Origin of the sequence: Kitasatospora sp. NPDC088783, from assembly GCF_044750705.1 — a bacterium.
GTDB classification, from domain to species: Bacteria; Actinomycetota; Actinomycetes; order Streptomycetales; family Streptomycetaceae; genus Kitasatospora; species Kitasatospora fiedleri.
Map to the genome: position 1 here is coordinate 649,012 of NZ_JBIVKJ010000002.1, position 19,466 is coordinate 668,477.

General features: G+C 74.7%; 18 protein-coding genes. 11 read left to right on the forward strand and 7 right to left on the reverse strand.

Annotated elements, in window-relative coordinates; genetic code table 11:
• Positions 1-20: 20 nt before the first annotated feature.
• From ACIP60_RS07230 to ACIP60_RS07240, 3 genes are all read left to right on the forward strand, one after another.
• Positions 21-968: an SPFH domain-containing protein gene (locus ACIP60_RS07230; protein WP_400680962.1), complete on the forward strand. Its 948-nt coding sequence runs from the start codon at positions 21-23 to the stop codon at positions 966-968.
• A gap of 107 nt (positions 969-1,075) precedes the next feature.
• Positions 1,076-1,498: a CBS domain-containing protein gene (locus tag ACIP60_RS07235; protein WP_400680964.1), complete on the forward strand. Its 423-nt coding sequence runs from the start codon at positions 1,076-1,078 to the stop codon at positions 1,496-1,498.
• 172 nt (positions 1,499-1,670) lie between these two features.
• Positions 1,671-2,780, forward strand: a complete 1,110-nt coding sequence (locus ACIP60_RS07240) for a PP2C family protein-serine/threonine phosphatase (RefSeq protein ID WP_400680967.1) — start codon at positions 1,671-1,673, stop codon at positions 2,778-2,780.
• An 82-nt stretch (positions 2,781-2,862) separates the two neighbouring features.
• On the opposite strand, the gene ACIP60_RS07245 is transcribed toward ACIP60_RS07240, so the two are convergent.
• Entirely contained in the window at positions 2,863-3,723 is an 861-nt protein-coding gene (locus ACIP60_RS07245; RefSeq protein WP_400680969.1) for a maleylpyruvate isomerase N-terminal domain-containing protein, read from the reverse strand.
• A gap of 292 nt (positions 3,724-4,015) precedes the next feature.
• On the opposite strand from ACIP60_RS07245, the gene ACIP60_RS07250 reads away from it, so the two are divergent.
• Positions 4,016-5,014 (forward strand): Gfo/Idh/MocA family protein, encoded by a 999-nt coding sequence (locus ACIP60_RS07250; RefSeq protein WP_400680971.1) that lies wholly within the window; start codon positions 4,016-4,018, stop codon positions 5,012-5,014.
• A 223-nt stretch (positions 5,015-5,237) separates the two neighbouring features.
• Positions 5,238-6,440 (forward strand): C40 family peptidase, encoded by a 1,203-nt coding sequence (locus ACIP60_RS07255; protein WP_400680973.1) that lies wholly within the window; start codon positions 5,238-5,240, stop codon positions 6,438-6,440.
• 84 nt (positions 6,441-6,524) lie between these two features.
• On the opposite strand, the gene ACIP60_RS07260 is transcribed toward ACIP60_RS07255, so the two are convergent.
• Both ACIP60_RS07260 and ACIP60_RS07265 read right to left on the reverse strand, forming a co-directional pair.
• Positions 6,525-9,404 carry an FAD-binding and (Fe-S)-binding domain-containing protein gene (locus ACIP60_RS07260; RefSeq protein ID WP_400680975.1) on the reverse strand — a complete coding sequence of 960 codons (2,880 nt, stop codon included), beginning with the start codon at positions 9,402-9,404 and terminating at the stop codon, positions 6,525-6,527.
• A 79-nt stretch (positions 9,405-9,483) separates the two neighbouring features.
• Positions 9,484-9,945, reverse strand: a complete 462-nt coding sequence (locus tag ACIP60_RS07265; RefSeq protein ID WP_400680978.1) for an arsenate reductase ArsC — start codon at positions 9,943-9,945, stop codon at positions 9,484-9,486.
• A 104-nt stretch (positions 9,946-10,049) separates the two neighbouring features.
• On the opposite strand from ACIP60_RS07265, the gene ACIP60_RS07270 reads away from it, so the two are divergent.
• The 3 genes from ACIP60_RS07270 to ACIP60_RS07280 all read left to right on the forward strand — a co-directional run bounded on the left by ACIP60_RS07270 (position 10,050) and on the right by ACIP60_RS07280 (position 12,370).
• Positions 10,050-10,355 (forward strand): ArsR/SmtB family transcription factor, encoded by a 306-nt coding sequence (locus ACIP60_RS07270; protein ID WP_400680980.1) that lies wholly within the window; start codon positions 10,050-10,052, stop codon positions 10,353-10,355.
• A complete protein-coding gene (gene arsB / locus ACIP60_RS07275; RefSeq protein ID WP_400680982.1) occupies positions 10,355-11,443 on the forward strand; it encodes an ACR3 family arsenite efflux transporter in 1,089 nt (362 codons plus the stop codon). Before ACIP60_RS07270 ends, arsB begins: the two co-directional genes overlap by 1 nt.
• Before the next feature lie 129 nt (positions 11,444-11,572).
• A complete protein-coding gene (locus tag ACIP60_RS07280; protein ID WP_400680984.1) occupies positions 11,573-12,370 on the forward strand; it encodes a maleylpyruvate isomerase family mycothiol-dependent enzyme in 798 nt (265 codons plus the stop codon).
• A gap of 146 nt (positions 12,371-12,516) precedes the next feature.
• Here the strand turns inward: ACIP60_RS07280 and ACIP60_RS07285 are convergent, their stop codons facing one another.
• Entirely contained in the window at positions 12,517-12,687 is a 171-nt protein-coding gene (locus ACIP60_RS07285) for a hydrophobic protein (RefSeq protein ID WP_100838233.1), read from the reverse strand.
• Positions 12,688-12,817: 130 nt separating this feature from the next.
• Here ACIP60_RS07285 and ACIP60_RS07290 point away from each other — a divergent pair, with 130 nt between their 5' ends.
• The 3 genes from ACIP60_RS07290 to ACIP60_RS07300 all read left to right on the forward strand — a co-directional run bounded on the left by ACIP60_RS07290 (position 12,818) and on the right by ACIP60_RS07300 (position 15,946).
• Positions 12,818-12,991, forward strand: a complete 174-nt coding sequence (locus tag ACIP60_RS07290) for a CsbD family protein (RefSeq protein WP_100834551.1) — start codon at positions 12,818-12,820, stop codon at positions 12,989-12,991.
• A 405-nt stretch (positions 12,992-13,396) separates the two neighbouring features.
• Complete coding sequence (locus ACIP60_RS07295) at positions 13,397-14,566, forward strand: AI-2E family transporter (protein ID WP_400680986.1); 1,170 nt, start codon at positions 13,397-13,399, stop codon at positions 14,564-14,566.
• Between the two features lie 210 nt (positions 14,567-14,776).
• Positions 14,777-15,946, forward strand: coding sequence for an acyl-CoA dehydrogenase family protein (locus tag ACIP60_RS07300; protein WP_100834550.1), 1,170 nt, complete (start codon positions 14,777-14,779; stop codon positions 15,944-15,946).
• A gap of 103 nt (positions 15,947-16,049) precedes the next feature.
• Here the strand turns inward: ACIP60_RS07300 and ACIP60_RS07305 are convergent, their stop codons facing one another.
• From ACIP60_RS07305 to ACIP60_RS07315, 3 genes are all read right to left on the reverse strand, one after another.
• On the reverse strand, positions 16,050-16,868 hold the full coding sequence (locus tag ACIP60_RS07305; RefSeq protein WP_400680988.1) for a hypothetical protein: 819 nt from the start codon (positions 16,866-16,868) through the stop codon (positions 16,050-16,052).
• Between the two features lie 291 nt (positions 16,869-17,159).
• Positions 17,160-18,155 (reverse strand): glycosyltransferase family 2 protein, encoded by a 996-nt coding sequence (locus ACIP60_RS07310; protein WP_400680990.1) that lies wholly within the window; start codon positions 18,153-18,155, stop codon positions 17,160-17,162.
• Positions 18,156-18,391: 236 nt separating this feature from the next.
• Positions 18,392-19,309 (reverse strand): lytic transglycosylase domain-containing protein, encoded by a 918-nt coding sequence (locus tag ACIP60_RS07315; protein ID WP_400680992.1) that lies wholly within the window; start codon positions 19,307-19,309, stop codon positions 18,392-18,394.
• Between the last annotated feature and the right edge of the window lie 157 nt (positions 19,310-19,466).

Sequence of the window (19,466 nt, forward strand, 5' to 3'; positions counted from 1 at the left end):
GTCGGGTCGAGGTGACGGCGATGATCGTGGTCGGCGCGGTGATTGCGCTGCTGGTGGTGCTGGGCCTGTACGCCGGGCTGAGCGTGCGGATGGTGCAGCAGACCCAGCTCGGGGTGGTGTTCCGGTTCGGCCGGGTGCTGGACGGGGTGCGCGGGCCCGGGCTGGCCCGGATCATGCCGGTGGCGGACCGGATGCGGCGGGTGAACGTGCAGATCATCACCATGCCCGTCCCCGCGCAGGAGGGCATCACCCGCGACAACGTGACCGTCCGGGTCGACGCGGTGGTGTACTTCAAGGTGGTCGACCCGGTGAAGGCGCTCGTCAGCGTCCAGGACTACAACTTCGCGATGTCGCAGGTCGCGCAGACCTCGCTCCGGTCGATCATCGGCAAGAGCGAGCTGGACGAGCTGCTGGCCAACCGCGAGCCGATCAACCAGGGGCTCGAACTGATGCTGGACAGCCCGGCGCTCGGCTGGGGCATCCAGATCGACCGGGTGGAGATCAAGGACGTGGCGCTGCCCGAGTCGATGAAGCGCTCGATGGCCCGGCAGGCCGAGGCCGACCGGGAGCGGCGGGCCCGGATCATCACCGCCGACGGCGAGTTCCAGGCGTCCGCACGGCTCTCGGAGGCCGCGAAGGTGATGTCCGCGACGCCCGCCGCGCTCCAACTGCGGCTGCTGCAGACGGTGGTGGAGGTCGCCGCGGAGAAGAACTCCACCCTGGTGCTGCCCTTCCCGGTGGAGCTGCTGCGCTTCCTGGAGAGCTCCACCGACCGGGCCACCGCACAGACCGCGCAGGCCGTCCGGGCCGCGCAGGCCGACGGGCCGTCCGGGCCCGGCGCCCCGGCGGGAGAGGTCGGGGCGCCGGACCCGGGCGTCGAGCAGCTGGAACTCCCGCAGGTCGCCACCGCCGCCGAACTCGCCGCCGGCTCCGGCCCGTTGCGGGTGGCGCCGCCGCACGCGGCCTGACCGGCCGCCGCCAGCGGTGGCGGCCCGCCCCGGCCCGGGGCGAGCATGGGGGACGGACGTACCGTGCGCGGGGACGCCGCGCACCAACCAGCTCGGGAGGTCCGGCCATGACCACCGCGAAAGAGATCATGCACTCCGGCGCGGAGTGCGTCACCGGCGAGCAGACCCTCGCCGAAGCCGCCCGGATCATGCGCGACCGCGGGGTCGGCGCGCTGCCGATCTGCGGCGCGGAGCAGAAGCTGCTGGGCATCCTCACCGACCGCGACATCGTGCTCAAGTGCGTCGCCGAGGGCCGCGACCCCGCCGCCGTCCGCTGCGCCGAACTCGCCGCCGGACGGCCGCTGGTGATCGAGGAGGACGAGGAGGCGGACCTCGTCCTGGAGGTCATGGAGGAGCACCTGGTGCGCCGCCTGCCGGTGATCAACCACCCCGACCACCAGCTGGTCGGCATGATCACCGAGGCCGACATCGCCCGGCACCTCTCGCAGGACCGCCTCGCCGAGTTCGTCACCGCCATCACCGCGCGCTGAACCCCGCCCCGCCCCTGCCCGCTGTGGCGGGCGCGGGCGCGAACGCGGGCGCGGGCGTACGGGCGGTGGCCGTGGAGCCGCGGGCCGGGGCCGGCGGTGACGCAGCGCCGCACCCCGGGCACGCGCGGTGCACCGGGTCGTGGGGGCGGCGTCCGCGGTGCATGGTGGTGGGGTGGGAGTGCGGCGGAGACTGGCCGGCCTGCTGAGCGAGTGGCGCACCGGACGACTGATGGTGCTGCTGCCGATCGGCCTGATCGTGCTGATCTCGGCCATCGACATCTCGATCTCCCCGAACATCCACCTCGGCCCGCTGCTGGTGGTCGCCCCCGCCATCACCCCGTCCTTCGCGGGCACCCGGCTGACCGTCCTGATCGGCCTGCTCGCCCTGGTCGCGCAGGCCGTCATCGCCGTCCTGCACGGCGGCCTGTTCACCCCCAACCACCAGGCCCAGTTGGTCGCGCTCGCCGCGGTCACCGGCGTCGTGGTCGCCTACACCCGCATCCACGAGCGTCACGGCCGCGAACTCGACCGGGTCCGCACCGTCTCCGACGCCGTCCAGCGGGTCCTGATGCGCCCGCTGCCCGACCACGCCGGCCCGCTGCTGATCGCCACCCGCTACCTCGCCGCCGACGACGAGGCCAACGTCGGCGGCGACCTGTACGCCGCCGTCCGCACCCCGCACGCCACCCGGCTGCTGATCGGCGACGTCCGCGGCAAGGGCCTGGCCGCCGTCGGCGACGCCGCCGCCCTGCTCGGCGCGTTCCGCGAACTCGCCCACCACCACGAGGACCCCGCGCGGCTGGCCGACGCCCTCGAAGCCTCCTACCGCCGCCACCTGGCCGAACTCGCCGACAGCGGCCAGGACGTGCAGGAGAACTTCACCACCGCCCTCGTCCTCGACCTGCCCGACGACCGCCCCACCGCCCGGATCGCCGACTGCGGACACCCCCCGCCCCTGCTGCTCACCCCCCGCGGCGCCCACCCGCTGCCGCTGCGCCGCACCGCGCCCCCGCTGGGCATGAGCGCCCTGGGCCCGGTCGAGCGCCGCACCGAGGAGTTCGACTTCCCGCCCGGCAGCACCCTGCTGCTCTACACCGACGGCGTCACCGAGGCCCGCGACGCCGCCGGCGCCTTCTACCCCCTCCCGGACCGGACCGGCCCGCTCCAGCCCGCCGGTGCCCCCCGCGCCCTGCTCGACGCGCTGCGCCGCGACCTGCTCGACCACGTCGGCGGACGCCTGATGGACGACGCCGCACTGATCGCCGTCACCCGGCCGCGCTGATCGCCGCCCGCGCACGGCCCGCGCACGGCCCGCGCACGGCCCGACGGCGGGAGCGGGCGCACGGGAAGGCCCACCGGCGGGTTCAGGGGGACGGCACCAGCCAGGTCAGGCGCGGCGCCAACCACGGCTTGCGGCCGCCCGCCCGCAGCAGACCGCGCGCGACCGCCTTCCACTGCGGGCTGCGCCGGAACGCCACCAGCAGGAAGGCGACCGGGTCCGCGGAGATCCGGCAGTCCGGCGTGCGGGGCGCGGCGCCGGTGGTCACCGTCATCGCGCCGTCCCGCACCGCCAGGAACAGCCGCGGGCCGCCCCGCACCGCCAGGTCGAACACCACGTCCACGCCGCGCGCCCGCTCCCGGTCCAGGGCCAGCGGCATCATCACCGGCATCGCCTGGCCGAGCACCAGCCGGGCGTGCTCCGGCTCGATCCGCCACGGCAGGCCGGTGGCGCGGGCGATGTCCAGCCCGTGCACCAGGCACTCGCTGAGCAGCAGACCGGTCGACGCGGCCACCGTGAGCGCCGGCTCCGGGCCGTACCACGGGGTGGCGACCGGGGTCTCCGGGGCGAGCGGCGCGGTGGCGCGCAGGAAGAGCTCGGCCCGCTCCGCGACGAACCCCGCCCGCCGCTCGCCGGTCCGCTCGCCCACCAGCGCCACGGCCCGGGCGTTCACCGCCGCCATCCGCGGCCCGAATGCCGGCTCCCCGCCCGGCAGCACCTCCGCCCAGTCGACCGGCTCCTCGTCCGACACCGCCGAGCAGTACGCCCAGAACACCGCCGCCAGGTGCGCGCCGACCTGCCCCGCCGACCACCGCGGCAGCGCCGAGCGGTGCCGCAGCCCGTGGGTCCGCTCCAGCAGCACGCACAGGCGGTCGACCGTCCCGGCGAGCGCGGTCCGGGTCGCCCGGTGGGCGACGGCGGCGGGATCGGTGCGGTGGTCGGTCATGGCGGCGGCCCCCAGACGGCTACGAGTGCGGCGCCACGCGCCGGACCGGCAGGCTACCGCCCGGTAATGGGCGGCGGAACCCACCGCGGACGAAGAGCGGACGAAAACCGGCGGCCCGCGCACGCCCACTGCCCGGCCTCCGCGCGCCCGCCTCCCGGCCCGTGCGCCCTCCGGCACCGGACCTCCGCGCCTCCCGGCACCGGGCCCCGCCGCCCGGAGGGGGCTGTCGGCGCAGGTGGGGCGGTGGATAGGCTGGGGCGGCCGTGGCGTTGCCGGACCCGAGGAGCGTGCAGTGCGACCGATCGCCGACCGACCGATCCGTTGGGGCGTGCTCGCCACCGGCGGCATCGCCACCTCCTTCGTCGAGGACCTGGCCGCCGTCCCCGGCGCGGAGGCGTTCGCCGTCGCCTCCCGGCGGGAGGAGTCCGCCCGGGCCTTCGCCGGGCGGCACGGCATCCCGCACGCGTACGGCAGTTGGCAGGAGCTGGCGGCCGACCCCGAGGTCGACGTGGTCTACGTGGCCACCCCGCACTCCGCGCACCACGGCGCGACCGCGCTGCTGCTGGAGGCGGGCAAGGCGGTGCTCTGCGAGAAGCCGTTCACCCTCAACTCGGCCCAGGCCGCCGAGCTGGTCGCGCTGGCCCGCAAGCGCGAGGTCTTCCTGATGGAGGCGATGTGGACCTACCTCGACCCGACCGTGCGGCGGATCACCGAGCTGGTCGCGGACGGTGCGATCGGTGAAGTGCGCTCCGTACAGGCCGAGTTCGGGTTCACCGTGCAGGAGGACCCGGGGCACCGGCTGTGGGACCCGGCGGCGGGCGGCGGTGCCCTGCTCGACCTCGGGGTGTACCCCGTCGCGTTCGCCCAGCTGCTGCTCGGCGCACCGGAGTCGGTGCAGGCGTGGGCCCGGCTGACCGACCTCGGGGTGGACGCCAACACCGGCATCCTGCTCGGCCACCCGAACGGCGCGACCGCCCTGCTGTCCTGCTCGCTCGACGTGCAGTGCGGCCAGCGGGCCGCCGTGCAGGGCAGCGCGGGCCGGATCGAGATCGAGCGGGACTTCTTCCACCCGGCCGGGTTCACCCTGTACCGCGACGGCGCCGAGCCCGAGACCTTCACCGGACCGGCGAAGGCCGGGCACGGCTACGGGCTGGAGGCCGCCGAGGTGATGCGCTGCCTGCGGGCCGGCGAGACCGAGTCGCCGCTGGTGCCGCTGGACTCCACGCTGTCCGTGATGCGCACCCTGGACGCGGTCCGGGAGCGGATCGGGGTCCGCTACCCCGGCGAGTGACCCGCCACCGGCGCGGGGGTGAGGGAGCGAAGGGAAGCGGGGGCGAAGGGGAGCGGGGCGCGCGGGCGCGCGGGGGCGAAGCGGTGGTGAACGCCGCGCGGCGGGTCCGGGGGAGTGCGTCCGGGGTCTACCGGGCGGCGGGGGTGCGGTGCTTGAATGTCCGCCAACAATCCACGCCCCCACGACAGTTCGGGACACCCCTGTGACTACGCGCGTCAACCCCATGCCGCGGTGGACATCCGTACCACTGCGCTGCGCGGTGCTCCTCTCCCTGGTGGCCTCCTTCGCGGTCTTCTTCGTCGGCGCCGCCGCCCGGCCCGCCCAAGCCGCCCCCGCCTGCGGGGTCCTCTCCTCCGGTGCCGCCCCGCAGGCCGTCGCCGCGGTCGGCGCGGCCTGCGACCAGATCGGCACCCCCTACTCCTGGGGCGGCGGCCACGGTTCGGCGCCCGGCCCCAGCTACGGCAGCTGCGACGCCTCCAACGGCGCCCCCAACGACTGCCACGTGCGCGGCCTCGACTGTTCCGGACTGGTCCGCTACGCCTACTACCTCGCGGTCGGCGCCGACGTGATCAACGGCACCACGTACACCCAGTGGCCGAGCTCCCGCGCCGTCGCCCGCTACTACCGCTCGGACGGGACGGCCCCGCTGCTCCCCGGCGACCTGGTCTTCTTCGGCGACACCGCCTCCACCATCCACCATGTCGCCATGTACCTCGGCAACGGCTACATCGTCGAGGCCCCGTACTCCGGCGGCTACGTCCGGGTCGCCGCCCTGTCCTCGCACGGCGACTACTACGGCGCGATCCGCCTCTACGGCCCGGGCGGCGGCAGCCCGACCCCGCCGCCGTCGAACGGCGGCCAGTACTGGGTGGACACCTTCGCGAACGCCGCGGTGTACGCGTCTCCCACCGGTACGGCGCAGACGGGCACGCTGTACCAGGGCACCAACTACGTGTTCTGCAAGGCGTGGGGGCGCGAAATCGCGAGCGGGTCGTCGTACAACCACTGGTGGTTGAAGACGGACCCGGACGTGGGGCCGGGTGGTCAGTGGGTGTCGGCGTTCTACCTGTCGCGGTGGGGCAACGACGTGGCCAAGGACAACAACGGCACGGTGATCCCCGACTGCGCGGGCGGCGGCGCCCCGCCCAGCACCGGTAAGTACTGGGTGGACACCTTCGCGAACGCCGCGGTGTACGCGTCTCCCACCGGCATGGCGCAGACGGGCACGCTGTACCAGGGCACCAACTACGTGTTCTGCAAGGCGTGGGGGCGCGAAATCGCGAGCGGGTCGTCGTACAACCACTGGTGGTTGAAGACGGACCCGGACGTGGGGCCGGGTGGTCAGTGGGTGTCGGCGTTCTACCTGTCGCGGTGGGGCAACGACGTGGCCAAGGACAACAACGGCACGGTGATCCCCGACTGCTGACGGCGCGCCGCCGGTGAGGCCGCGGCCCGCTCCACGCGGTGGCGGAGCGGGCTGCGGCCTCACCGATCCGGGCCCGGTGGGCCCTCAGCGCCCGTCGTTCCCGTCGGCCTGCTCGAAGGCCCGCAGCAGTACCTCCGCCAGGTGCAACGGCCGTGCGCCCGGCTCCAGTTGGGTGATCTGGGTGCGGCAGCTCAGGCCGTCGGCGAGCAGCAGTGTCCCCGGGTCGGCGGCCCGGACGGCGGGCAGCAGGGCCCGTTCGGCGGCGGCCACCGACACCTCCCAGTGGCCCCGCTCGAACCCGAACGCGCCCGCCAACCCGCAGCAACCGGAGTCGAGTTCGCGGTTGTCCAGGCCCAGCCGGGCGGTGATCCGCCGGTCGGCGCCGGTGCCGAGGACGGCGTGCTGGTGGCAGTGCACCTGGGTCATCGCCGCGCCGGACAGCTTCGGCAGCTCCACCGCCCGCTCGTCCAGGAACTCGGCCAGGGTGCGGATCCGGGACGGGAGTTCGGACGCCTGGCCGGGCAGCAGCCGCGCCCAGTCCGCCCGCACGGTGGCCGTGCAGGACGGCTCCAGGCCCACCACCGGGAGCCCGGGCGGCAGTTCGCCCAGATTGCGCACCGAGCGGGCCACCACCCGCCGGGCCAGGACGAGTTGCCCGCTGGCGACCAGCGTCAGCCCGCAGCACACCGGCCCGGACGGCAGCACCACCCGGAAGCCCAGCCGCTCCAGCACCAGCACGGCCGCCCGGGCCGGAGCCGGATCGAGCAGCTCGGACATCGAGTCGGGCCACAGCAGCACCGCCGGGGCGTCCGCCGCCGCCGGGTGCGCGGCCCGGTGGGCGCGGAACCAGGCGCTGAACCGGCGCTCCGGCAGCGCGGGCAGCTCGCGGCGCGGATCGACGCCGCCGAGCCGCTTGAGCACCGGCGCGCCGAACCGGCCGCGCAGCGCGGCGTTGGCGGCGCGCGGCGCAAGGTGGGCCAGCCGCAGCCAGAGCGGCAGCCAGCCGAACGACAGGTGCGCGGCCGGACGCGGTCGGAACCGGTAGTGGTGGTACAGGAATTCGGACCGGTAGGTGGCCATGTCCACGTGCACCGGGCAGTCGCTCGCGCAGCCCTTGCAGCCCAGGCACAGGTCCAGCGCCTCGCGCACCTCGGGCGAGCGCCAGCCGTCGGTGACCAGCTCGCCGCGCAGCATCTCGCCGAGCAGCCGGGCCCGGCCCCGGGTCGAGTGCCGCTCCTCCCCGGTCACCATGTAGCTCGGGCACATCACTCCGGACGAGGTGTCCACGCACTTGCCGACGCCCACGCAGCGGTGCACCGCCGCCGGCAGGCTGCCGCCGTCCTCCGGGTAGGCCAGGGTGAGCGGCAACTCCCGTCCGGGGAAGCGCAGATCGGCGTCGAGCGGGCGCGGATCGACCAGCAGCCCCGGGTTCAGCAGGCCCTCCGGGTCCCAGATCCGCTTGAACCGGGCGAACAGCTCGATCACCTGCGGCGGGAACATCCGCGGCAGCAGCTCGGCCCGGGCCTGCCCGTCGCCGTGCTCCCCCGACAGCGAACCGCCGTGCGCCACCACCAGATCCGCCGCCTCCGCCATGAACTCCCGGAACTCCTGCGGCCGTTCGCGCAGCGGGAAGTCCAGCCGCAGGTGCACGCAGCCCTCGCCGAAGTGCCCGTACGGCACCCCGCGCAGCCCGTGCCGCTTCAGCAACGTGCGCAACTTCCGCAGGTACGAGCCCAGTTGCTCGACCGGGACGGCGGAGTCCTCCCAGCCCGGCCAGGCCGCGCCGCCCGGCCGCCCGTCCGGCCCCGGCGGCAGCCGGGTGACGATGCCCGCCCCGGCCTCGCGGATCGCCCACAGCGCCCGCTGCTCGCCCGGGTCGGTCACCAGCACGGCCGTCGCGGACCGCTCCCGCCGCACCGCGTCCGCCAACTGCCGGGCCCGGTCGGCGGCTTCGGCGGGTGTCGCGCCCCCGGTCTCCAGGAACAGCCAGCACGCGCCGTCCGGCAGCCGGTCCAGCACCGGCGGGCGCGGACCGGACGCCAGCAGCGCGGCCACCAGGTCGGCCGCCATCCCCTCGCAGGTCAGCGGTGCCAGCGGGAGCAGCCCGGGGACCGCGTCGGCCGCCGCCGTCTCGTCCGGGTAGCCCGCCACCACCAGCGCCCGGGCGGCCGGTTCGGGCACCAGCCGCACCGTCGCGCCCAGCAGCAGCGCGCACGTTCCCTCGGTGCCGGTGACCGCCCGGACCAGGTCGTAGCCGCGCTCGGGCAGCAGCGCGTCCAGCGGGTAGCCCGAACCGCGCCGCGGCAGCACCGGCATCGCCCGGCGCAGCAGCCCCAGGTTGTCCGCCGCCAGTGCCTGCAACTCCCGGTGCAGCCGGCCGACCCGGCCCGGGACGGCGGCGAGCGCGGCCCGCTCGGCCGGCGGCAGCGGGCCGGTGACGGACAGCTCGGTGCCGTCGGCCAGCAGCAGGTCCAGGCCGTGCAGGTTGTCGGAGGTGCGGCCCCAGGCGAGGGAGTGCGAGCCGCAGGCGTCGTTGCCGATCATCCCGCCGAGCGTGCACCGGCTGTGGGTGGACGGGTCCGGCCCGAAGCGCAACCCGAACGGCCGGGCGGCGCGCTGGAGTTCGTCCAGCACCGTGCCCGGCTCGACCCGGGCCGTGCGCCGCTCCGGATCGACCTCCAGCACCCGCCCGAAGTGCCGCCGGAAGTCCAGTACCACCGCGCCCGGCCCGATCGCCTGCCCGCCGATGCTCGTCCCCGACCCGCGCGCCACCACCGGCACCCCGTGCTCCCGGCACACCCGCAGCGCCGCCCGCACGTCCGCCCGGTCGACGGGCTTCACCACCCCGCGCGGCACCTGCCGGTAGTTCGACGCGTCCTGCCCGTACACGGCGCGCTCGGCGGTGTCGAAACGGACCTCGCCGCGGACGGCGGCGGCGAGGGCGCGGGCGAGATCGGAAGCCATGCCCCCGATCATCCCAGGCGGGGCCGCGCCCGGGCGGCTGCGGCAGGCCCGGCGGCGGCGGACCGGGACTGACGGGGGATCAGCGGGTTTCGGTGCGCGGGCTCCCGGCCGGGCGGGCGTCGATCTCGGCGACCAGCTCCTCGACGCGGGCGCGGATCGCGTCGCGGATCGGGCGGACGGCCTCGACGCCCTGGCCGGCCGGGTCGGCGAGGGGCCAGTCGCGGTAGTGCTTGCCGGGGAAGAACGGGCAGGCGTCGCCGCAGCCCATGGTGATGACGTAGTCGGAGGACCGGACGGCCACGGTGGTGAGGAGCTTCGGCCGCCGGTCGGAGAGGTCGATGCCGACCTCGGCCATCGCGGCGACGGCGGCCGGGTTGACCTCGTGGCCGGGGGCGGAGCCCGCGGAGCGGACCTCGACGCGGTCCCCGGCGAGGTGGGTGAGGAACCCGGCGGCCATCTGGGAGCGTCCGGCGTTGTGGACGCAGACGAACAGCACGGAGGCGAGCGGGGCGGCGACGGGTCGGGCGGCGGCTTCGGACATCGGGGGCGTTCCTTCGCGGACGGGGGAGGGCGCAGCGGAGAGGGATGGACATGGGCGGGGCGGGGCGGTCGCATCAGCAGCCGCTGATGTGAAAGTATCAGCGCATGGTGATGTCAGTCGACACTGACCTGTTGCGGGTGCTGTCCGACCCGCTCAGGCTGCAGATCGTGACCCTGCTGGCCCGCGAGACCCTGTGCACCACGCACCTGGTGGCGGAGACCGGCGCCCGCCAGACCAACCTCTCCAACCACCTCAAGGTGCTGCGGGAGGCGGGCGTGGTGGACACCGAGCCGTGCGGGCGGTTCACGTACTACCGGCTGCGGCCGGAGGTGCTGGAGTCGCTGTCCGCGCGGTTCGCCGACCTGGCCGCCACCGCGCGCGCCCACGGCGACGTGAAGAGGTCCTGCTGATGGCCCGCACCGCGCCCGCCCCGGACATCAGAGGCGAAGCGGCGTCCGTCGCCGGGAGGCTGTCGTTCGTCGACCGCTGGCTCGCGGTGTGGATCCTCGGCGCGATGGCCGTCGGCCTCGGGCTGGGGCGGCTGGTCCCCGGGCTGAACGACGTCCTGGCGGAGGTGGCGGTCGGCGGGATCTCGCTGCCCATCGGGCTCGGGCTGCTGGTGATGATGTACCCGGTGCTGGCGAAGGTCCGCTACGACCGGCTCGACACCGTCACCGGCGACCGCCGCCTGATGGCCTCCTCGCTGGTCGTCAACTGGGTCGTCGGGCCCGCCGTGATGTTCGCCCTCGCCTGGGTCCTGCTGCCCGACCTGCCCGAGTACCGCACCGGGCTGATCGTGGTCGGGCTGGCCCGCTGCATCGCGATGGTGATCATCTGGAACGACCTCGCCCGGGGCGACCGCGAGGCCGCCGCCGTCCTGGTCGCGCTCAACAGCGTCTTCCAGGTCGTCATGTTCGGCGTGCTGGGCTGGTTCTACCTCGATCTGCTGCCCGGCTGGCTCGGCCTGGGCGAGGGTGAGCGCCTCGACGTCTCGATGGGGAGGATCGCGCTCAACGTCGTGGTCTTCCTCGGCATCCCGCTGGTCGCGGGCTTCCTCACCCGGCGCCTGGGCGAGAAGAAGCTCGGCCGCGAGCGGTACGAGAGCGACCTGCTCCCGAAGACCGGTCCCTGGGCCCTGTACGGCCTGCTGTTCACGATCGTGGTCCTGTTCGCCCTCCAGGGGCGGGCCGTCACCTCGCAGCCGCTGGACGTCGCCCGGATCGCGCTGCCGCTGCTGGCCTACTTCGCGCTCATGTGGTTCGGCGCCTTCGCCCTCGGCAAGGGCCTCGGCCTCGGCTACGACCGCACCGCCACCCTGGCTTTCACCGCCGCCGGCAACAACTTCGAACTCGCCATCGCCGTCGCCATCGGCACCTTCGGCGTCACCTCCGGCCAGGCCCTGGCCGGCGTGGTCGGCCCGCTGATCGAAGTCCCGGTCCTGATCGCCCTGGTCCGGGTCGCCCTCGCCCGGCGTCCGGCGTTCGCCCCGGCGGACTGACCCGATACCCCGGGGGACCAGCCGGCCACCCCGGCGCCCCGGCCGCGCGGCGAGGCAGGCCGGAGCACCCACCGGCGGCGGGCGGGAAAATCGCTGTCCGGCCGCGCAGCACGGTGGTAGACATCCGGCGTGGAAAAGAATCTTGAATTCCCGGACCTGCTGGGACTGATCGACGAACGGTCGACCGCCTTCCGCGCCGCGGTCGCCGCCGCGCCCAGCCTCGACGCGCAGGTGCCGACCTGCCCGGAGTGGACGCTGTTCGACCTGGCGAAGCACCTGGGCGGGGGAGACCGCTTCTGGGCCGCCATCGTCGGCGCAGGGCCCGCCGACGGCCCCCCGGCCGAAGCCGTCGCCGCGCGCGCCGCACTGGAAGCGCCGCGGGAGCGCGAGGCACTGCTGGCCTGGCTGGCCGCGTCGACGCAGCTCCTGCTGGGCGCCTTGCGCGAGGCGGGCCCGGACGCGGGCTGCTGGGCGTGGTGGAGCGCGCTGCAGACGCCGCGGACCTCCGGCGGAGTCGCCCGGCACCGGGTCCAGGAGAGCGCGGTGCACGCCTACGACGCCCAGCTCGCCGGGGGCGCCCCGCAGCCGCTGCCGGCCGAGCTCGCCCTCGACGGCATCGAGGAGTTCCTGTTCACCTGCGTCGCGTCGCCCAGCGCCTGGCCGCACGAGCCCGCCACCTTCGACTTCCACGCCACCGAGGGCCGCTCCTGGCGCCTCACGGTCGACGGCGACGGCGCCCGCTCCGCCCGCCTCCCCGCGCCCGCTGCCGCGGACGGTGCGGGCTCGGACCCGGCCGGCGTCTCCGTCCACGGCACGGCCGGTGAGCTGGTCCTCTACCTGTACGACCGCGTCCCGGCCGGTTCCCTGCGGGTCGACGGGGACGCCGGGCTGCTCGACCTGCTCCGGGCCTGGGAACCGGAGGAGTAAGCCGGGGGAGTAGGCCGGGGGAATGGGTCGGGACAGCAGGACGGGGCAGCAGGACGAGCCGGCGGCGCCGGTTCACGCCAACCGGCCGCTTGGGCCGCCCCGGAAGTCCGGGGCGGCCCAAGCGGCCGGGGCGGTACGGGCGCGTCCTACCAGCGGTACCAGCGGTGGCGACCGCCGGAGGGGTGGGCGCCGCGGGCCACGAAACCGACCAGCCAGACCACCAGGACGATCACGGCCACCAGCCACAGGATCTTCACTGCGAAACCGGCGCCGAACAGCAGCAGAGCGAGGAGCAGGACCAACAGAAGGGGAACCACGACAGCCTCCAGGATCTCGATGTCGCGGCCTCTGCTGCCCCCGGCCACCGCGAATATTCGTGGGAATCTTCCGGTCGGCACGGGGCACCCGGTTGTTCGACAGCGTGAAACCGGCAGCCAGGAGGCAGACATGAGCACGGGTGACAAGGTCGAGAACACCGGCGACAAGCTCAAGGGCGCCGTCAAGAAGAACGTCGGCAAGGCCGTCGGCAACGAGCGCCTGGAGGCGGAGGGCCGGGCCGACCAGGCCAAGGGCGACCTCAAGCAGGCCAAGGAGAACGTCAAGGACGCCTTCCGCGACTGAGCGGCCCCCGGCGATCCGGTCCGGGCCCGACCCGAAACGGTCGGACCCGGGCCACCCCGCCGCACGACCCACCGGTCGTGCGCGGCCCACCAGTTGGGCACGACCCACCAGCCACCGCTGCGCCGCACGCGCAGCGGACACCGACTCCGCCCCGGCGTGATCCCACATCTCCGCCGCGGCGGTGCGGCCGGTGAAGCACGACCCGGCCGAACGGCCCCGGGCACCGGGCACCCTCACCGGTGCGTGCCCGGGGCCGCGCCGCGTCCCCACCCCACCCCATCCTCGGCACCGCCCCGGCCGGTCCCGCCCGCGCACCGGCCGCCTCCGGGGGGCTTCGACTCGCTGCGACGGGGCAACCGGACGGTGCCCACAGCACAGGCCCGCGAGCGGAACGGACCCACGACGATGAAGATGCCACCGGGACTGCGCGTCGTCACCACCGGCGCGGCGGACGGAATCCGCCGCCGACTGCTCGTGCCCCCCGACGCGGCCCCGGCCGCCCCCGTGGCCGACCCCCCGCCGTCCGAGGCGCCCGCACGACGCTCCTCGCTCGCCCGCCTGCCCGGGTTCTCCACCGGACTGCGCCTGGCGCTCGGCGCACTGACCGGCTGGTTCCTCTTCCGCCAACTGCTGCGCCTGGAAGAGTTCCTGACGCTGCTGCTGCTGTCCGCCTTCCTCGCGGTCAGCCTGGAGCCGATCGTCGCCGCGCTGTGCCGGCGCCGGCTGCGGCGCGGCTGGGCGGTGGCCGCCGTGCTCGGTGTCTTCCTGCTCCTGACCACGGGCTTCCTGCTGCTGGTGGTCCCCCCGGTGGGCCAAGAGGCGGGCGTGCTGGCCCGCCGCATCCCGCTCTGGCTGGACCAGGTGCACGACCACCACTCGGTCCTCGGCCGGATCGAGGACCGCTTCCACCTCGCCGAGCAGGCCAAGAACGCCCTCGGCGGCAGCGGCGGACCCGGCCTGATGGGCGGCGTCCTGGGCGCCGGGCGCCTGCTGCTCGACACCGTCACCTCGGTGACCGTGGTCGCCACCGTGACCCTGTACCTGATGGCGGGCATGCCCGACATCAAGGAGTTCTGCTACCGCTTCGTGCAGGGCAGCCGCCGCGCCCGGGCCCGCGAACTCACCGAGGAGATCCTCACCCGCACCGGGCGCTACATGCTCGGCAACCTGGTCACCTCGGTGATCGCGGGCCTCGCCACCGCCGTGTGGTGCGCCGCGGTCGGCGTGCCGTACGCCGCCGCCCTCGGCGTGTTCGTGGCCCTGATGGACCTGGTGCCGATCGTCGGCTCCACCATCGGCGGCATCGTCGTCAGCCTGGTCGCGCTCGCGGTCTCCTGGCCGGTCGCCCTCGCCACGGCCGGTTTCTACATCGGCTTCCGGCTGCTGGAGGACTACCTGATCATGCCGCGGACGATGAAGTTCGCCGTCGACGTCCACCCCTTCGTCACCATCGTGGCGGTCCTGGTCGGCGGCGCGCTGCTGGGCATCGTCGGCGCGCTGGTCGCCGTCCCGGCCGCGGTCGCCCTCGGCCTGATACTGGACGAGTTCGTCTTCCCGCACCTCGACCACCGCTGACCGACCACCGCTGACCGACCACCGCTGACCGGCCGGGACGGCGACCGGTGCGCCGACCGGCGCGCCGACCGCCACCGGCCCGGACGGCCGGAACCGGACGGGCACCGGGGGGACGGGCGGCGTCGAAGGGCGGCGTCGAAGGGCGATCAAGGGGTAGGCGCACCCCGGGCGGCACCGTCGCCGCCCCGTCGCCGAACCGAGGAGCGCACCATGACCGACACCGTACTGGCGGAGGACCTGTACCGGTTCGAGGACCTGCTGGCCCCCGAGGAGGCCGAGGTGGTGCGGCGGGTCCGCGACTTCCTGGAACGGGAGGTCGCCCCGCACGCCGACGAGTGGTGGGGCCGGGCCGAGTTCCCGCACCAGCTGATCCCCCGCTACGCCGAACTCGACATCTGCGGCCTCGCGTACCGGGAGAAGCCCGCCAGCAGCCTGCTGAACGGCTTCATCGCGCTGGAGATGGCCCGGGTGGACGCCTCGATGGCCACCTTCTACGGCGTCCACTCCGGACTGGCCATGGGCAGCATCGCCCGCTGCGGCTCCCCGGAGCAGCGCGAGCGCTGGCTCCCGGCGATGGCCCGGATGGAGCAGATCGGCGCCTTCGCGCTGACCGAGCCGCAGGGCGGCTCCGACGTCGCCGCCGGGCTCCGCACCACCGCCCGGCGCGAGGGCGACACCTGGGTGCTGAACGGGGCCAAGCGCTGGATCGGCAACGCCACCTTCGCCGACCTGGTGGTGGTCTGGGCCAGGGACGAGGAGACCGACCACGTCCTGGGCTTCGTGGTGCAGGGCGACAACCCGGGGTTCAGCGCCACCCGGATCGAGAACAAGATGGCGCTGCGCACCGTGGAGAACGCCGACGTGGTGCTCACCGACTGCCGGGTCCCCGAGGCCGACCGCCTACAGCGGGCGGAGGGCTTCCGCGACACCGCCGACGTGCTGCGGCGCACCCGGAGCGGGGTGGCCTGGGAGGCGGTCGGGGTGATGCTCGGCGCCTACCGGATCGCGCTGGACTACACCCGTCGGCGCGAGCAGTTCGGCGGCCCGATCGCCCGCTTCCAGCTGGTCCAGGACCTGCTGGTGCGGATGCTCGGCAACGCCACCTCCTGCCTGGGGATGGTGGTGCGGCTGGCCCAGCTGGAGGACGCCGGCACCTTCCGGGACGAGCACTCCGCCCTGGCCAAGGCGTACTGCACCACCCGGATGCGGGAGACCGTCGGCTGGGGCCGCGAACTCCTGGCGGGCAACGGCATCGTGCTGGACTACAGCATCGCCCGCTTCGTCGCCGACGCCGAGGCGCTCTACTCCTACGAGGGCACCCGGGAGATCAACACCCTGATCGTCGGCCGGGCCGCCACCGGCATCGGCGCCTTCGTCTGATCCCGGCGGCCCCGAAGGCCCCGGCGGCCCCGAAGCCCCGGACGGCGGAACGGGATTGACGGGCGGTCACCGCTCCCTGACGGACCACCGACCCGACTCGCCGTCAGGAGCTTTCCGGCGAGGTGGTGTGCTGCTGCGGGATCACCGGCAGCGCCGGGTCGGCCAGTTGGGGGAGCGGGGCCGCCACCGGCGCGGCGGCGGTGGCGGCGGGAGCGGTGACGGGAACGGGGGCGGGGGCGGCCGGGGGCACCGGCTGGATCTTGTCGTCGCGCTCGTCGTCGCCCGCGCCGTCCTTGGTGGTCAGGACGGTGTCGAACACCTCGCGGAGCTTGTCGGTGGCCTGCTTGGAGAACAACCCGCACAGCCCGGCGATCCCGGCGAAGCCGTAGGGGTTGGTGGCGGTGCCGTCGGTGCCGTTGGCGAACAGGCCGCCGCGCAGCAGGAAGTACACCAGCAGGGCGAGCGCGCCGCCGATCGCGGTGCGCAGCAGGTACCAGGGCAGCCAACTGGGCAGCAGCTGCCGGTTGCCGGCGTAGGTGGCGAAGGAGGTGGCGGCGTGCACGAAGCTGCCCAGGCCGCTGGCGGCGAGCACGGCCAGCAGCATCGCGGTGTTGGAGGTCAGGTGCCAGGGGCCGAGGCCGAGCACCGTCCACGGCATCGGGTCGCCGGTCGGGGCGTGTTCGGCGGTCAGCGTGGTGAGCGGCGTCCAGACGCTGACCAGCACCGCCATGCAGGCGAACGCCTCGACCAGCAGCAGCGCTCCCAGCGGCAGGAGCGTCCAGCCGGACAGCTGCCGCTGGGGCGGCAGTTGGCCGGACGGTTCCGGGGTCGGCCCGCCGGCGGTCTTGGACGCGTCGGCGGCCGACGGGTCCGCGGCCGGGTCCGGCATCGGAGCCGCTGACGGGGAAGCGGAGGAGGACATCGGGGAGTTCGCCTTCCGGTCCGGTGGTGCCTGCACGGAACTGGGCGCGGTGAGCTGGGCGCAGGGGCGGACGCCAACTGTCCGCGGGGACGGACTCTACCCTCCGCACCCGTCCGACGGTGCGTCAGGACGCGGCGTGGGACGCGCCGGGACGTGCCGGGCCCCGTCGGGAAACGGCGGGCGACGGGGCGCGACGGGGTGCGCGGTGGAGCGGACGGAGCGTCAGGGCGTCGGGTCTCCGCGCCCCCGTGCGCCCCGATCCGGTCCCGTCCCGCTCCGCCGCGCGGCGGTTCAGCGCCGCCCGCCCGCGAGTCGGGAGAACTTGGCGACCTCGAAGGTGGCGTACGAATTCGAGGCCAGCAGCGAGAACTTGATGCCCTCGCGGCCTTCGGGGCGCCGGTACCCGGTCGGCAGGAAGCGCTTGTAGTGCTCGGCGGCGCGCTGGAAGAACTGCGGGCGCTCGGCGCGGGTCAGGCACCCGGGCAGGTCGAAGACGAACAGGTAGTGCCGGACCATCCTGGTGAACAGGTGCGGGCGCACCGCGGCGGCGACCGGCCCGGTCTCGGCGGGCTGGGCGTCCAACAGCTCGAAGGTGCTCTCGTAGCGGTCGAACACGTCGAAGTGGCTGGCGCCCTCGCTGCCCGCCGGGTGCAGGGTGTGCCGGCGGCGGATGGTGACGCACTCGCGGTCCAGCACCGCGACCCGGGTGGCGGCCAGCAACGAGCGGTGCACCGCCGAGATCTCCTCGTAGAAGCCGTCCGGGAAGGCCGGGATGGTCCCGCTGCGCATCAGCCGGTCCCAGACGAGCGGCGGGGCGCCGAACAGCTCCGGGCGCTCGGCGGGGGAGAACACCGCGGGCCCGGCGGCGGCCAGCAGTTCGGCCGCGTTGCCCGGCCAGACCTTGCCCCGGTACTCCCGGTTGTGGCCGAACAGCAGCACGTCGACCTCGCCGGTCTCGGTGAGCCGCGCGTCCATCGCCTCGAACGCGTCCTCGGGCAGCAGGTGGTCGGCGTCCAGGAACAGCAGGTACTGCCCGCGGGCGTGCGCGGCCCCGGCCATCCGGGCCCGTCCGATGCCGGTCTCGGCGTCCAGCCGCAGTACCCGCACCCGGGCGTCACGCAGTTCGTACGCCTCGACCAGCCGCTCGGGACAGTGCTCGGACGGGGTCTGCACCACGATGATCTCGAATTCGCGGAAGGACTGCCCGAGCAGGGAGTCGAGGCATTCCTTCAGTTGTCCTTGCTCGTCGTAAGCGGGCAGCACGACGGTGATCAGTGGTGGGGCCATGGCCGGGAGGCTAGGGGCGGGGACAGCCTCAGGCAAAGGTCGGAAGCCGCACCAAAGCGGCGATACCGGACACGGACCACGGGAAGTTCGCGGAATCTTCACCGAACGAACATGACTGTGCGATGAAATGTCCGGATAGAGGACGGAACGCCGTGACTTGCTGACGTATCGTCAGGTGTACGCGCGGTGGCCGAGCTGCGGAGACGCCGTGCGAGCACGCCCCCGGAGCCGCCCGATCAGTACCAGTTGTGCGCCTGCCAGAACGACCACGCCGCGCACGGGCTCCCGTACGTCTCGTTCATGTACGCCAGCCCCCAGGTGATCTGGGTGGCCGGGTTGTCCCGCCAGTCGGCGCCCGCCGACGCCATCTTCGAACCCGGCAGCGCCTGCATCAGCCCGTACGCGCCCGAGGACGCGTTGGTCGCGTGCACGTCCCAACTGCTCTCGCGCTCCACGATGTTCGAGAAGCACTGCAACTGGCCCGCCGGGACGATCTGCGCCGCGATCTGCTGCGGCGTCCCGCTGTACGGGGAGGCCGAGGGCGGCGACGAGGACGGGGACCCGGCCCGGGCCGACGGCGAGGCGGTGGCGGACAGCGACGGGCGCTGCTGCGCGCGGGCGGCCGCCGAGGCCGAGGCGGACGCCCGGGCCTTCGCCTCCGCGGCGGCCTTCGCCTTCGCAGCGGCCTCCGCCTTCGCGGCGCTCTCGGCCGAGGCGGACGCCTCCGCGCTCGCGCTGGCACTGGCACTGGCACTGGCGTCGGCCTCCGCCTGGGCGGACGCCGACGCGGAAGCCTCCGCCGCGGCGGACGCGGAGGCCGATGCGGACGCCTGGGCCTCCGCCTGGGTCTGGGCCTCCGCCTGGGCCTGGGCCTCCGCCTGGGCCTGGGCCTGCGCCTGGGTCTGAGCCTCGGTGGAGGCGGCGGCGGACGCGGAGGCCGGAGCGGGGGACGGCGATCCGAAGGCGTCCGCGGACAGGTGCGGGCTGCCGGCCAGCACCGGGTCGGCGGTGGCGTCGGCCGCGCCGCCGTTCTGCGGCAGCGCGAGCGCCAGGGTGGCGGTGCCCGCGACCGCGAGCGTGGCGATGCCGGTCACCAGGCTGTGCCGGTGGCGGTGGAGCTTCTCCGAAAGGGTCAGGGTCCTGCGGTGGCGCATGGCGACCTCTCCTCGCACGGGGCCGGACGGCCGGGACGGACACGCTGGCCGCCGACCGGGACGCGGAGCGCGCCACGGGCCCGGCGGCCGGAGGACCGGCCGGGGCGCACCCGGTGCACGCGGTGGCAGGAGTCCGGCGGCCGAACCGGCCGGACTG